Annotated in this window: 14 protein-coding genes; 4 read left to right on the top strand and 10 right to left on the bottom strand. The window is 49.6% G+C overall.

Annotation, left to right across the window (positions count from 1 at the left end):
- Positions 1 to 2: 2 nt before the first annotated feature.
- From NP596_RS02910 to NP596_RS02870, 9 genes are all read right to left on the bottom strand, one after another.
- A complete protein-coding gene (locus NP596_RS02910; protein WP_256613715.1) occupies positions 3 to 941 on the bottom strand; it encodes an NAD-dependent epimerase/dehydratase family protein in 939 nt (312 codons plus the stop codon).
- Between the two features lie 32 nt (positions 942 to 973).
- The gene (locus tag NP596_RS02905) at positions 974 to 1,558 is read right to left on the bottom strand and encodes a D-sedoheptulose-7-phosphate isomerase (protein WP_256613714.1); all 585 of its coding nucleotides are present in this window, start codon (positions 1,556 to 1,558) and stop codon (positions 974 to 976) included.
- Between the two features lie 13 nt (positions 1,559 to 1,571).
- The gene (locus tag NP596_RS02900; RefSeq protein WP_256613713.1) at positions 1,572 to 2,276 is read right to left on the bottom strand and encodes a nucleotidyltransferase family protein; all 705 of its coding nucleotides are present in this window, start codon (positions 2,274 to 2,276) and stop codon (positions 1,572 to 1,574) included.
- An 8-nt stretch (positions 2,277 to 2,284) separates the two neighbouring features.
- The gene (locus tag NP596_RS02895; protein ID WP_256613712.1) at positions 2,285 to 3,454 is read right to left on the bottom strand and encodes a DegT/DnrJ/EryC1/StrS family aminotransferase; all 1,170 of its coding nucleotides are present in this window, start codon (positions 3,452 to 3,454) and stop codon (positions 2,285 to 2,287) included.
- Between the two features lie 40 nt (positions 3,455 to 3,494).
- Positions 3,495 to 4,472, bottom strand: coding sequence for a transketolase family protein (locus NP596_RS02890; RefSeq protein WP_256613711.1), 978 nt, complete (start codon positions 4,470 to 4,472; stop codon positions 3,495 to 3,497).
- Positions 4,472 to 5,311: a transketolase gene (locus NP596_RS02885; protein ID WP_256613710.1), complete on the bottom strand. Its 840-nt coding sequence runs from the start codon at positions 5,309 to 5,311 to the stop codon at positions 4,472 to 4,474. Before NP596_RS02885 ends, NP596_RS02890 begins: the two co-directional genes overlap by 1 nt.
- Positions 5,312 to 5,368: 57 nt before the next feature.
- Entirely contained in the window at positions 5,369 to 6,193 is an 825-nt protein-coding gene (locus NP596_RS02880) for a GHMP family kinase ATP-binding protein (RefSeq protein ID WP_256613709.1), read from the bottom strand.
- 171 nt (positions 6,194 to 6,364) lie between these two features.
- On the bottom strand, positions 6,365 to 7,900 hold the full coding sequence (locus NP596_RS02875; protein ID WP_256613708.1) for a B12-binding domain-containing radical SAM protein: 1,536 nt from the start codon (positions 7,898 to 7,900) through the stop codon (positions 6,365 to 6,367).
- Positions 7,901 to 8,348: 448 nt separating this feature from the next.
- Positions 8,349 to 9,188: a retropepsin-like aspartic protease family protein gene (locus NP596_RS02870; protein ID WP_256613707.1), complete on the bottom strand. Its 840-nt coding sequence runs from the start codon at positions 9,186 to 9,188 to the stop codon at positions 8,349 to 8,351.
- Positions 9,189 to 9,317: 129 nt separating this feature from the next.
- Between NP596_RS02870 and NP596_RS02865 the strand changes: the two genes are divergently transcribed.
- The 4 genes from NP596_RS02865 to hepT all read left to right on the top strand — a co-directional run bounded on the left by NP596_RS02865 (position 9,318) and on the right by hepT (position 12,820).
- The gene (locus NP596_RS02865; protein ID WP_256613706.1) at positions 9,318 to 10,175 is read left to right on the top strand and encodes an elongator complex 1 family protein; all 858 of its coding nucleotides are present in this window, start codon (positions 9,318 to 9,320) and stop codon (positions 10,173 to 10,175) included.
- A gap of 289 nt (positions 10,176 to 10,464) precedes the next feature.
- A complete protein-coding gene (locus tag NP596_RS02860) occupies positions 10,465 to 11,496 on the top strand; it encodes a hypothetical protein (protein ID WP_256613705.1) in 1,032 nt (343 codons plus the stop codon).
- A gap of 465 nt (positions 11,497 to 11,961) precedes the next feature.
- Positions 11,962 to 12,411: a type VII toxin-antitoxin system MntA family adenylyltransferase antitoxin gene (gene mntA, locus NP596_RS02855; protein WP_256613704.1), complete on the top strand. Its 450-nt coding sequence runs from the start codon at positions 11,962 to 11,964 to the stop codon at positions 12,409 to 12,411.
- The gene (hepT, locus tag NP596_RS02850; protein WP_256613703.1) at positions 12,401 to 12,820 is read left to right on the top strand and encodes a type VII toxin-antitoxin system HepT family RNase toxin; all 420 of its coding nucleotides are present in this window, start codon (positions 12,401 to 12,403) and stop codon (positions 12,818 to 12,820) included. Before mntA ends, hepT begins: the two co-directional genes overlap by 11 nt.
- Positions 12,821 to 13,011: 191 nt before the next feature.
- Here hepT and rfaD read toward each other — a convergent pair whose 3' ends face one another.
- Entirely contained in the window at positions 13,012 to 13,956 is a 945-nt protein-coding gene (rfaD, locus tag NP596_RS02845; RefSeq protein ID WP_256613702.1) for an ADP-glyceromanno-heptose 6-epimerase, read from the bottom strand.
- Positions 13,957 to 13,958: the final 2 nt, after the last annotated feature.

The following is a 13,958-nucleotide window of genomic DNA, read 5'->3' as shown; positions in this document are numbered from 1 at the left end:
TATTATACATTGCCATATAGCGAGTTCTTGATCATGGTATAACCTTTGATCAATTCCGCTATCCCAGCCTCTAGCGACACGGAGGTTTGAAACCCGGTCGCCTCTATCTTTTCATTCGATACAATATAATTGCGCTGATCGGGATCCTTACCTACCGGCGCATCGATAAACACAAAGTCGGGCACCTGTTTTTGGATTGTCTCGCATAGCTCTTTTTTCGAAACATTCGCATCCGACAGACCGACATTGTATATCTGGCCTTTCATTCGATCGAAATTGGCAATACCATGCTGGAATACCCGCGAGACGTCACGCACATGAACGTAATTACGCTTGAAATAGCTTTCGAACAGCACCACGAAACGGTCGTTAACAGCCCGATAAGTGAAATCGTTGACCAACAAATCCGTCCGCATCCTAGCCGACATACCAAATACTGTGGCTAAGCGGAAACTAATGGCATTTTCGAAGGCCATCAGCTCCTTTTCAACCGCGACTTTTTCTATCGCATAACGCGAAATCGGCCTTAACGGCGATTCTTCAGTACAGAAATTATTCTCGTCGCCTGTGCCGTAAGCGCTGTTGGTAGTCGGCATCAAAACCCATTGCTGTTTAGACAACAGCTTTAGCATCATCGCAATCGCATCGTGGTTGATTGTGGTTGCGCCCACGGGATCCTGATTACACAAGGGAGCACCTACCAACGCCGCCAAGGGAATGATAATGTCAGCTTCCTTGAGCAACGGAGCCATAACGCTTTCGACGCGAATATCCCCCTTGACCACGCTGAAGTTTGGATAATGGCAGACCTGATTCAAGCTCGCTTGTCTATACATAAAGTTATCCACCACAGTGACCTGATGGCCCGCCGCCAGCAAGTCGGGTACCAAAGTGGAGCCGAGATAACCGGCTCCGCCGGTAACAAGAATTTTGTAACTCATTGAATGTTTGCCTTTTTATTGTTGTGTAAAATTTATTCGCCAAACATCGCCGCTTCCACGCATTCGCAAAGCGTATGTGCCAACACGATATGCAATTCTTGAATGGTACTCGTGGTATCCCCCGGCGCGATGATGGCATGGTCGGCCATAAGCTTGACCTTGCCGCCGTCCCGCCCGCAGAAAACGATGCTCGGCACCGCCACGCTTCGGCATTGTTCCAAGGCCTTAAGAATATTCGGCGACTGTCCGGAAGTGGTTATGCCAAGAAACACATCCTTGGCGGTTGCCTTGCCGGCCACTTGCCTTGCAAAGACTAAGTCGTAACCGTAGTCGTTGCCGATGGCGGTCAAAATCGAACTATCGACTGTCAACGCTTCGGCGGGTAATGCGGCTCTTTCACGAGCCAATTTACTAACGAATTCAGCGGCGAGATGTTGAGCGTCGGCGGCCGAACCTCCGTTTCCGGCGATATAGATCCGGCCGCCTTGCTTATAACTATCGACAACCGCCATCACGGCACGCTCGAAAAGTCGCAGACACGCCTCATCCATCAGCAATTGTTGCTTGGCTTGAATGGACAATGCCAGATTTTTCTTGAGATATTCAATCGGATCCAACGTAATGCCTTGTCTATTGCGTCAGCAGAACCGAAGCGTGGTAGTAGTCATCGGGTACACCAATATCGATGAAAGTCCCCGAAAACTCGAGACCGAACAGGCGCTGCCCGGAAACCATGGCGGCTGGAAAAATGTCGTCCTCCAGGGATACTTTGTCGCCAGCGGAAAATCTTTCATCCAGCAATGCTCCCGGGCTAACCCAATACACACCGCCGTTTGCCAATCGACCCGCTTGTCCGGCATCCGACTTAAGTGAGGTAATTTGTCCTCGCGGCGTGACATCCATACCCATATACCGCCCGTCTTCACTGGTGCGGAACAGCGAGAAGCACCAACTGGCATGGTTTGTCCGCGCGAACTCAATCAAAGTATTCAAATCCACTGCAAAATAGGTATCGCCGTTGAGCAGTAAAAACGCTTCGCGTTTGTTGACTTTTTCAGCCGCCAACAAGAATCCCCCGCCGGTGCCTAATGGGGTTGCCTCAATGACATAATCAAGCTCGGCATCTTTATAGCTATCGCCAAAATGATCGATGACGACCTCATGCCGATAGCCAACGGACAGGACAAAACGGCTCACCCCTTGTTTGATCCAGTAGTCGAGCTGATACTCAAGAAACGGCCGCCCACCGATCGGCGCCATCGGCTTGGGCAGTTCCGGAACAGCGCTACGCAAGCGCGTCCCTAAACCACCCGCGAGAATAACGGCCGTAGTCATGGCATCATCTAGGCCGCATTTAAGATCGCACAAAGCTCATCAACTTCGGCATCGCTCAAATCCGGAAAATTACCGATATAAAACCCGTAGAAATGCACGTGCTCGGTCTGCGGATATTCAAGATGATGGCCTTCCGGCACTATGCCTCTCAGATAAGGCTGTCTGATCTGGTTGCCGCCGCCGGCACTGCCGCGACGAAACTCAATGCCTGCTTCCCGCATTTTACGCATCAGACGCTGAACCAATTCCTCGTCGGCTTCTCTTAATATCAAATTGAAGGCATAGTTACTGGAGCCTTCCAGCTTGAAGTCGGTACGGAATTTTGTTGGATCGATCTTATCCAAAAAACGCAATAAATTCGCGGTTCGGCGTTTGACAATTTCGTCCAGCCGTTTCAACTGGCTGCGGCCCATGATGCCGCCAATCTCGGTGTTGCGGGTGTTATAGGCGGGGTAGGCAAAGATAAAATCCGGATTCAGTTGCGGATTTTCAGTTATATAAGTATCGCGCAAAGCCTGATCGCTAGCCTCCCGCACCATGCCGTGGGACCGCAGCATCCGCACCTGTTGATACACTTCATGATCGTTGGTGCAGATCATGCCGCCTTCGATGGTGCTCATGTGATGGGCGTAATAGTACGAAAAATTTGAAATCCAGCCGATGCTGCCGGCTTTGATGCCATTATGCGTCGCGCCGTGGGATTCGCAGACATCTTCGATCAGCGGAATGTTCCGGCGCTTAAGTTCACCGATCAATTCGTCGGTCAAACCGTTGAAACCCTGTACGTGCGTCAAAAACACCGCGCGGGTCTTATCGGTGATCTTGCTCAATATCTGCGCGGTGTCCATCGCCAAGGTGGTGGGATCGATATCAGCAAATACCGGCGTAAAGCCGTTTTGTAGCACGGAAGCCACATCGGAGACCCAGGCCAACGGCGGTGTAATCACCTCGCCGCCCTCCGGGTGGCGGATCTTCAAGATCGCCATGGTCAACAGATTCGCGGACGCCCCCGAGTTGACGAATACGCTATATTTTACCCCCAACCATTCCGACCATTCGGCCTCGAAAGCCCTCACGTTGGCGCCATGGGTCAAGATTGGATCATCTTGCTTAAGATGTTCTATCACTGCGTCAAGATCCTCGCGCAGAATATTGTTTCGCATCAGCGGAAATTTCATAGAGTTCTCGTTAATTTTGTTGAAGATGCCACGGGGAATACTATGCCGATAAGGATTTCATTAAACCGCGCACTTTTTCCGTAACACGCTCCACGCCGATACCAACATGTTCGTGTAAAACATGCCTCTCCCCAAGTTCGAAGCGATATCCGCCCTCGACGCCGATGTTGAGCATGCGCAGATCGAGTCCACGGCGAACAATATAGTCGAACATCATTGCATCCATCCCTCCGCGGCCCCGAAAACCTTCCTCCATTGTCACTATGCCACGGTAGCTCGAAAGCACCGACTGTAACAGGTCCTCCGAGAAGCCGCAGATATCGAACAAATCTATCACGCCGACCGAAATGCCGCTCGCCATTAATCTATCCGCCACTTTCAGCGCCGTATGCACCATATAGCCGGTAGCCAGCAAACAAACGGCGCCTCCGTTGCGATGTTCGTGAAAACCGTTTGCAAAAATTGGCGGTTCTTCCGAATATAGGACCGGCAATACCTGAGCATCCAAACGCAAGTATTTCGGCCCGTCGCTGGAAAGACATCGGCCTGGTAATTCGGCCGCCGCGACCTGATCCGCGGGTGAATATATCCGCATATTGGGGAATGCTCTCATCACGGTTAAGTCTTCGTAACATTGGTGAGTCGGACCAGACACCACGTAACTGTATCCGGCGCCAACACCGATCAGGTTGACGTTCATTGGCCGCACTTCGGAAAGTAACGCCAAATTCACGCGAATTTGCTCATAACAACGCATCGTAATGAAGGGAGCGATAGCATAAGCGAACACCTTGAATCCTTCCAACGCCAAGCCCGCCGAAACGTTAATCAGGTTTTGTTCGGCGATTCCGACATTGACGACCTGTTGGGGAACATCCGCGCGAATCTTATCCATGACCGGCGAGCCGAAGTCCGCCGTGACTAGAAAAATATCGTTGTCCCGCAGCATTGCCTCGTACAAAGACAGTAGCAAAGTATCCCGCATTGCTTTGGGTTGAATTGTAGCAATCGCATCCATCAGCGTTCTCCAATCAACTGATCGATCAAATCCGGTTTGATAGCCGCCACGTGAGATAATGGGGCATCCTGCAAACCCGGCACGCCGTTTCCCTTGCGAGTGTTGACGATAATTGCGCTCGGCTTCCCGGATGCTTCGCGGCGACAATCCTGCAATGCTTTGGCAATCGCCGCAACCGAGTGACCATCGGCGACCTCGATAGCAAACCAGCCGAATGCATCGAACTTTCGAATTAAACTGCGGTGAGAGATTATCTCATCGGTCGGACCCAACATGCTGATGTGATTGTTGTCTACCAATACCGTCAGATTATCCAAACGATGTTGCCCGGCGAACATAAAGGCCTCCCAGTTGGAACCTTCATGCAACTCTCCGTCGCCTGTCACCACATATACCGATTGATTCCGCCCTTTGCGTTTCAATCCTAAAGCCATACCCGCGCCAACCCCTGCCCCATGCCCTAAAGAACCATTGATCGTTTCATAACCCGGTATCACGGGATCGGGAATGCCGCCAAGAAAGCTGCCTTCCTTGCAAACTTTCTCCAACTCGGTAACCGAAAAATAGCCTAAATCAGCTAAAATCGGATACATGCACAATGAACCATGCCCTTTACTGATAATACAGCGGTCTCGCAACTCCCAAAGGGGATTGGCGGGATCGAAACGAAGAAACCCTCCATAATATAGCGTAACAAATATTTCTACCGCGGAAAGCGACGAAGCGACTCGTGTCTCCTGAGATTGGCGATGTATCTTTAGCGTCTCCCGCCATACCCAATGCGCCTTCGCATTTAGTTTTTCGAGAACGCCCGCCTCGAATTGCAGCATATTCATCATTAAACCTTATTTTTTCCGAACTCTATTTGTAAGGCCGCTAAATATCGCCTTTAGATTTTACAACCCGTTAGGTTGGTATAGTACCACCCGACTGCCTTCGTTTTCGAACCGGAAGGGTACGTGGATTAGATGTTTGAGACGCTCCAGCACTCGCGCTTGATGTTCCAGAGGCACAAAAAACAACATAAATCCGCCCCCGCCCGCGCCTAAAAGCTTGCCGCCAAGAGCCCCGGCGTCTCGTGCGGCAGCGTAAATTTGATCGATTTCGGAAGTGCTCACTCGGTCGGAAAGCGATTTTTTATATTTCCAGCCCATATCGAGTAAAGTGCCGAACTCGTTGAGTTCGCCCTCTCCTTGAAGGATTGTAATGGCCTCGTCCGCCATTTCTTTCATTCTGGACAGTTCGGCGTACCGTAGGTGCATATTGTCGATTTTTGACTTGGCTATTTCGGAAGCGATTCTGGAAAACCCGGTAAAAAACAACATCAGGTTATTTTGGAAGTTTTCCAGTCGTTCCCTGTGCAAAATAACGGGGTTGACTCTGAAGGCACCGTTGCGGAGAAACTCGATCCGGTTGAATCCGCCGTACGCGGCGGAAATCTGATCTTGGGAGCCCACGTTCTCCTGAATGATATTTTGTTCGATATGAATGGACAGAGCCGCCAAATCCCCGTTGGATATGTGTCGCCCCTTCAACGCTTTTAAGGCATTTAATAATCCTACCGTAAATGAGGAACTCGATCCCAGTCCCGAACGAGCCGGTAAATCGCCGTCATGATGGATTTCCAAACCTTTGTCGCAATTCATGTATTTCAGGACTGCCCGGACGGCGGGATGTTGGATCTCGTCATGATTTGTGACATTTTCGATTTTAGAATACACAACCCGGTATTTATGGTCGAAAAAAGGCGGTAAATAACGACAGCTGATATAACAATATTTGTTGATGGAGGTTGCCACGACCACGCCGCCATGTTCCTGAAACCACGTGGGATAATCCGTACCGCCTCCGAAAAAAGAAATCCGAAACGGTGTTCGCGTAACGATCATTTATTAGTCCCCCAGTAACCTTCTTTTTAGCTTGATAGAGGCCATGTCTTCGACATTTTTGCGTTCCCTCCCCCCAAAGCGGGTTTCGACCAAATCCAGGTAAGCCGGATTGGTAAAGTATTTTTGCCAAGCTTCGTCGCGGAATTTCAATACCTGGGCGGCGCTTAGATATTTGGTCGGCAAGGGTTGGCATTCATACGATAGGAAAGCATAACCCTCGAACGAGTCAGGCAGCGTCCAGCCATTTCTTTTGGCGAGTTGATGCATCGGGCTGCCAGGCAATGCTTGGCAAGGATACATATTAGCCATCTCATTATTCAGTTCCATTGCTAAATCGAGGGTTTGTTGCATGGTTTCCAGCGTATCGTCGGGAAAACCGAAGATATAGTTACTGATAATGTTGATGCCGGCCGCGCTGATAGTCTTGCTAACGTCGCGAATATTGACTTCTTGAAATGAGCCCTTGGAAACCTCTTGCCGCACTACCTGATTTCCAGCTTCGACGCCCAGGGCTAGCCAGTTGATGCCGGCTTGCTTAAACAGATCAAGACAATCCTTGCGAACTGTGTCCACTCGCGAATAAGCCCACATATTAAAATCGAAACCGCGGTCTATGACTTGTTTCAACACCGGTTCATAGTATTTGCGGTTGAGAAAGAACATTTCATCGCTAATCCGTAATGTGCGCACCCCCATGGAAGCCAGCTTCTCCATTTCCCTGCCAATCCACTCCGGACTCCAAAATCGCATGCCACGAGAATGCGAGGCATCGACATCGTCTCCGTTATCGGTACGATTCACTATATTGATCATGCAAAAATTACAACCGAAATTACATCCCAGCGAGGTATAAATTGCGGCAAAAGGTGTACGTTTGGCATAGTCAAACTCCGCATGCCAGAAATGCGCTCGGTACAAATCCAACGGTTTTCCTTTGTAAGGCAACAAATCCCAGGCATAACCCGGCAAATCGATGTCCATACGCTCCTGAGGCACTATCCGTTGCGGCATGTTTAATGTCGGAATCGCTGTGCCTCCGGGGTCTCGTTTTTTATATCCGATACCTTTAATCTGCTTCAGGTCATCTTTCAGGTCGCTAGACAATACTTCATGCAATGCATAAACGCCTTCGTTTAAAAACACGATATCGACACAAGGGTATGCCATGACTTCCATGGGCAAGGCACTGGTGTGCGAACCGACAAAAGCAATCGGATAATCCGACGATTCCTTCAATGCCTGGGCAAGACTCAACGCACCTATCATACTTGTCGTGCCCGAATTCGGATTTTGCCCGTACACTACAAACACAACCAGCCGCGGATTGATCTCTGAAATTCTTTGTACGGCATCTTCCAAAGTTAAACGTTCCGCGTCACAGTCCAGAATCGCAACGCCATAACCTTTGGAGCGGCAGGATTCAGCCAATAACAAGGCCCAAGTGGGGGGTTCGACTGCTGAATATACCGTTGCAAGCCCTTGATAAGCAATGGCGGACGAATCCGGATTTATAAAAAGCGCGTCAAGCTTTCTATCCATTTACAATCTCTATCATTATGTTAAACGACCTTATTGCATAAACCGAGGTTTTATAAAAATTGATCAAGCTGCTTTGCCAAGCAACACGGCAATCAATAGCTTGTTGGCATTTACCGACCCTAGAGCAAAGTATGTTATGGCAACCTAGCTTACCATATCAAATAACATGGCCGCCTTAGTGATTATCTGTAACCGTTCAGCCCCCTATCTTGCCTAAGTTTCACAGGCACTAGCCAAAAGAGTAAGCTTCTATATCCCCGAGGAGTCATACGAAAACGAATCGGCCAAACCCAATCGCTATACATCGCAATTTAAACGGGGCCCTGGCATTCGCCCGATAACCGATCGGCCGTTTAGCCGAGCATGTTTGGTTGTGCTGGGTCTGGATATCGGGATTGACAAAAAACGGTCTGCACCTTAGCGTTTTGCAGCCTGGGTTTTTGCGCCGTCAATGATCGCTGTACTTGGTTATGCACACCTTTCGTTCATCGCAGGATACCGTCTTCTTAATAGTGGTCACTTTCGGGGCAATGGGTTGAGAGGTTTCATTTTGAAATGCGGAAGCCGGCATGCCCCGAGCCTTGGATACTTGCGGATCGGCAAGCAATGTCATGCTGTCGCCACTCTGGGTCATCTTGAAATAACGCAAGGTGCTCATGCCTATCAAGACCTCGTGTAAGTGGTCGTTCATTTGAGCATTGAGGTTATGAACTACCGCGTTACCCATTGTCAGGCTGTCGATTAATGTCTCGCGCACCGCGACTTTACCCCCAGCCGTACTCGCCTGCACGTAGCGTCCATAAGGCAATTTCGCTGCTATCGCCATTTTGGCGGGAACAACGGTATCGGTGGCGCCGGTATCGATTAAAAACGGCATGGGCACATTGTTGATCAATAACATACCCCTGAAATGACCTTTGGCATCGGCTTTGATAATGACTCCCCTCGAGTCATCGTTGCTGTTGTTCGGTATAGGGCGCGGTTGCGAATGCTTGGCTTCCGCGGCAGGCCAAGAGGAATCGGCGGCGGACATATAAATTTTCTCCTGTGCCACCGGCACCGTTGGCTTTGGCATGGCACCGCGCGCTAAAAAAGTATCCGCGGCGCACCACAACGAACCCATCATCAACGCGGGATACAAAAGAAAACGCAGACCGCCGGGTTTACGAGGTTCGCCATAACCGTTATCCGCTGTTTTGTTAGACAGACTCCCGAACGAATCGCCAAAATGGGGTTTACGGGTTTCTTTACGTTTTTCCCAATAATAATTGCGGTCTTGTAGGCCCATGTCTCCCCCCCCTGACGGTAACGTTCGTAATCATGCGCCGATTATGCCATCATTGAGCCTAATGCAAATGGACTTTTTGCGACGCTTTCCCAACCCTATCAATTTTCCACGCAGCTTAGGAGGTTTCTGATGGCCGAATCGAATTACCTACCCTACCACTTCGTCAACTATCTCAGGTCGCCCGGTCTGCAAGCCAAAGCCGGCACTATTCCATTGGCGCAATATCTTTGTAAAACCAAATCGAACGGCGGTAACGACAGCGCGACCAGCTTGATAGGCAAACTGCGTTGGATGAAGGACGGCGGCACGGGTAGCCAGATGAATACACTGGTCGGCGGCGTTGCGGTCGACCTGGCCTTAAAAGGACAGGGCTCGGGCGAAACATTCATCGCCATCTGGGATTTTATGTGCCGCAACAAGGAGCAGCTGAAAAAACTCAATGTCGAGGTATGCGGTCGGCGCGAACGCGGAGACAGCGATACAAAAGTCGTGCTAAAGACCGGTAACGTTTACGACCTGTATTTCAAGGGTAAAAGCGATAAAGCCGCGATTCAAGCCATGATCAATGATCGCTTCTTCGGTATAGACTGCATCGGCTTTACCGGCACGTTTCTTATGTTTACCGGCGAATGGACCAAATACAAAGGCGCCACGCCCCGTCAGTGGGCCGATTGGCATTGCTCAAAAAAGATCAACCATGCCAAGGACATCAAACCGCTGGATTTTATGATCTGGACGGGTGGCGGCCATATCGCCATTGTTGATTGGGTTTGGAGTATGGTTGACGACAAAACCGTCAAAGTCGATGTCTGCCAGTCGTCATCCGGCGAGCAGATAGGCCCCCAATGCAATGAATTCGTGCATTTACGCGAGGGTTCCATAGACGGCAGCGGACGCAGGCAATATTACATTTCCCATCGAGGCTCACCGCGCATGCCGGTGGATGGTCATGTCTACGTCATGCGCCGGAATGGTTTTTTTTGGTGATGTCTTAATCGGATACAGCGCTTTGGATCGGCTGGCCGGATACGACTAAGCGGGATAAAAGAATGAGCTATGCGAGAAGCGATTACCGGGCGGCAAGGTGACATAACGACCCTCTGAAGACGGTTGGCCGATCTGATTCAATGGCAGCAATCCATACATTATCAGCCATAATTACTTGCCACCGAGGTAACCGGATGGGAAAATTATATGTTAATCAATTAACTTTCATGCCAAAGATCATTTTTCAGAAGATATACAGAAACTATCTAATTTCTTGTTAAGGATTAAAATGCATTTCAAACTTGAATACACAGTAAGAGAGTTTAATCTTCAGAAAGAAGATGTATTTCAGTTTGATGTGCAGGGTATTCACCCAGTGCATGTGGAGTTGCGCGCACCAAGCGAAGAAGAGCAAAAAATTGGTCATAATTCACAACATGCATTTTGTACTGCACAGGTGGAAATTGAGGCATCACCTAAGAACGAAAAAGTATTTGAGAAAATAGAGAATAATTCAATTATTGAGAACGAAGATGAATGGCGTCAAAAATACAAGAATCAGAAAGACCAAGAAATTGTACTGCCGTCAATTAATGAATTTCCAAACCACTTCAGATCATATTTGGATTTAATCAATGATGAACTATCCAGTGCCTGCAGACTGGTTGTAAATGCGGTACGCTGGAGAACTAATACACTTGGCCCGCATAATCCAATCAGCACAAGGGGTTTGTTTTGGTCAAGGGATAAAGAGTTTTGGCATCCAGCACCATCATCGCTTTCACTAAGACTTCTCATTCATTCATCAGGTGTATATATTTCTGAGGATGCAGAAGCAGATGTAAAAGAAATCATAATAAGCGATACTCAAGAGCCTGTGCATCATGAACTATTTAGAGAGGCCTGGGAGCAAAGAAATGGAAATGCAAGAAGCTCATTGATTACAGGACTTTCCGCACTTGAAGTGGCGATTAAGACAACGATAAGTACACTTATTCCAAATACCTCTTGGTTAGTCGAGAATATTCCTAGCCCTCCAGTGTCTAGGTTATTAATTGAATATGTTCCAAAATTGCCGGCGATGAACACCGTAGATGGAAAGGTTCTTCCTCCGCCAAGATCAATAATGGCATTAATCAAAAAAGCAGTAACTATTAGAAATCAGATTACCCATATAGGCGGCAAACCTCCAGATTATGAAACGCTGGATCAAATATTGGAGGCAATACAAGATACGCTGTGGTTACTAGATTATTACAGTGGGCATTCATGGGCATACAATCATATTAGTGAAAGCACCAAGCATGAGATAAAAGGGTGATTTTTGAGCCCCCCCTGGCAATGGCGTAAACTCGGATATAACCGGCCATTCAAGAATCGACCTCTACGGTCGGGTATTGGCCTGTTTTTTGCTTTTAACAAAATTCGTCACCCTCTTTCCGGCGATATCCCCATAACTTACACAGACTGCCGATTACTGCCTCTAGCTGCCTCATAGCCGGAATGAAACAAGTGAGGAAAATAATCCCGGCTTCCTTACGCTTAAGAGCCAAATCCTAATTTTCTGGTGTTAACCCATACGCCAAGAGCGCGATGCGGATGCTGTGCCGCGTTCAACCAGCTTATAATACGTTGACCGATGAAGCCGATGACGTCGCAACCTTGCCGGCATTCAAGAATAAACTGGTTAAACCGCCAACTCAAAGACCAGTTGGAGAAATTTTACCCAACGAGCTGATGTTGGCTCGTTGCCTACCTTAACTACGCAACGCGAGCATTTTTGGCAATGGCCATCCAAACCGATAAAACAATAGCGTCCCTGGACCGCACGGCTATTCTGGCTGCCGGCGGACCTATCGTCGAATTGATAAAGGCGAGCTTTCCCCAGGCGCTGGCAATTTATGCGTTCGGCAGTTATCCGACGCCTGCCGCCCATGCCGGCAGCGATCTGGATTTGGCGGTATTGCTGCCTGGTTATGCCGATCCCCTGCAACTTTGGGAGTTATCCGGCCGGCTGGCCGATATTGCCGTTTGTCCGGTGGATTTGCTGGACATGCGGACAGCATCGACCGTCATGCAATACCAAATTCTGCAAACCGGCCGCCGTTTATGGGGACAAGAGCCGCAAACCGGTTTGTTCGAATGTTTCGTGCTTAGCGAAAAAACCGCATTGGATACCGCGCGCGCACTGTTACTGCAAGACATTCAAAACAGGGGGTCTGTATATGGCCGATGACGTGTTGCTCAACAAGGTAGCGACTATCGAACGTTGCGTGGCGCGCGCCCGTGAGGAATATTCAAGCGATCCGGACGGTTTCGCCTCCAACCTTACCCGCCAGGATGCGGCGATCCTGAATATTCAGCGCGCCTGCGAAGCGGCCTTGGATATCGGCCAGCACCTGATTCGCAGGGAAAAACTGGGCCTACCGCAAAGCGCCCGCGACGTGTTTGCCTTGCTTGCGGCCGCCGGTTGGATTGAGGCGGATTTAGCCGATGCGCTAAAACGCATGGTGGGTTTTCGTAACATTGCAGTGCATGATTACCAAAGTTTGCAATTACCAATTACCATTAATGTCATCGCATTGCATCTGGACGAGTTTTTACGCTTTTCCGCAGCCATTCTGCAAAAGGATGCCGCCGGTTAGCCAACCGCTGTCTCTGCCGCTTTCGACGGCCACCTGCGCGTCTGGAGCATCATCATTTGCCCGAGGCATTTAAAGAGTTTACCGAGGCTTATGCGACGCGTTGACTAAACAACTGAGGAACGGCCAATTGCACGTAGCGAAAGCCTCACGCACCTTGAACTTTGCGCCGGGTTGACGAAACGCCGACAGCGTTAGCGGTTCAGCCACTCCATGTACACCTGCACGCCTTGCTCGACGGTTTTGAATTGATACTCGCAACCGGCGGCCCGCAGCTTATCCAGATTCGCTTCGGTGAAACTTTGATAGCAACCTTTCAGGTGTTCGGGAAAAGGGATGTATTGGATTTGGCCGCGCCGGTGAAATTTGATCACCGCGTTGGCGACGTCATTGAAGGTCTGGCTGCGGCCGGTACCGCAATTGAATATACCGGATACGTGCGGATTGTCCAGAAACCACAGATTGATATCGACCACGTCGCCGACGTAGACGAAATCGCGGCGTTGTTCGCCGTCGCCGTAACCGTCGCAACCTTCGAACAAGCGCAGATTGTCGGAGTCCTTGATTTGATTATTCAAGTGAAACGCCACGCTGGCCATGCTGCCCTTGTGGGCTTCGCGCGGGCCGTAGACATTAAAATAACGCAGGCCCACCACTTGCGCGGTCAGTTTAGGCAGATGCCGGCGCAGGTATTGGTCGAACTGAAATTTGGAATAACCGTACACATTTAGCGGACCTTCGTAAGCCGGTTCTTCCTTAAAGGTCAAATCCGAACCGTAAGTGGCGGCGCTGGAGGCGTAAATAAAGGGGATTTTGTGGCTTTGGCAATAATGAAACAGCACCTTGCTGTATTCGTAATTGTTCTCCATCATGTAGCGGCCGTCCCACTCGGTGGTGGTCGAACATGCGCCTTGATGGAAAATGGCCTCTATGGTTTCGGCGGGAAATGCACCCTGCCGGATTTTCTCCAGAAAGGCGCTTCTGTCCATGTAATCGGCGATCCGGCAATCGACCAGATTTTTGTATTTGACCCCATTGGCCAAATGGTCGACTACCAGAATCTCATCGTAACCGCGGGCGTTCAAACCCAGTACCAGATTGCTACCGATAAACCCGGCACCACCGGTTACGATGATCATGG

The sequence above is a fragment of the Methylomonas rivi genome, assembly GCF_024505165.1.
Taxonomy (GTDB): domain Bacteria; phylum Pseudomonadota; class Gammaproteobacteria; order Methylococcales; family Methylomonadaceae; genus Methylomonas; species Methylomonas rivi.
Note: the sequence above shows the minus strand (reverse complement) of the source record. Positions and strands in the feature narration are given on the sequence as shown.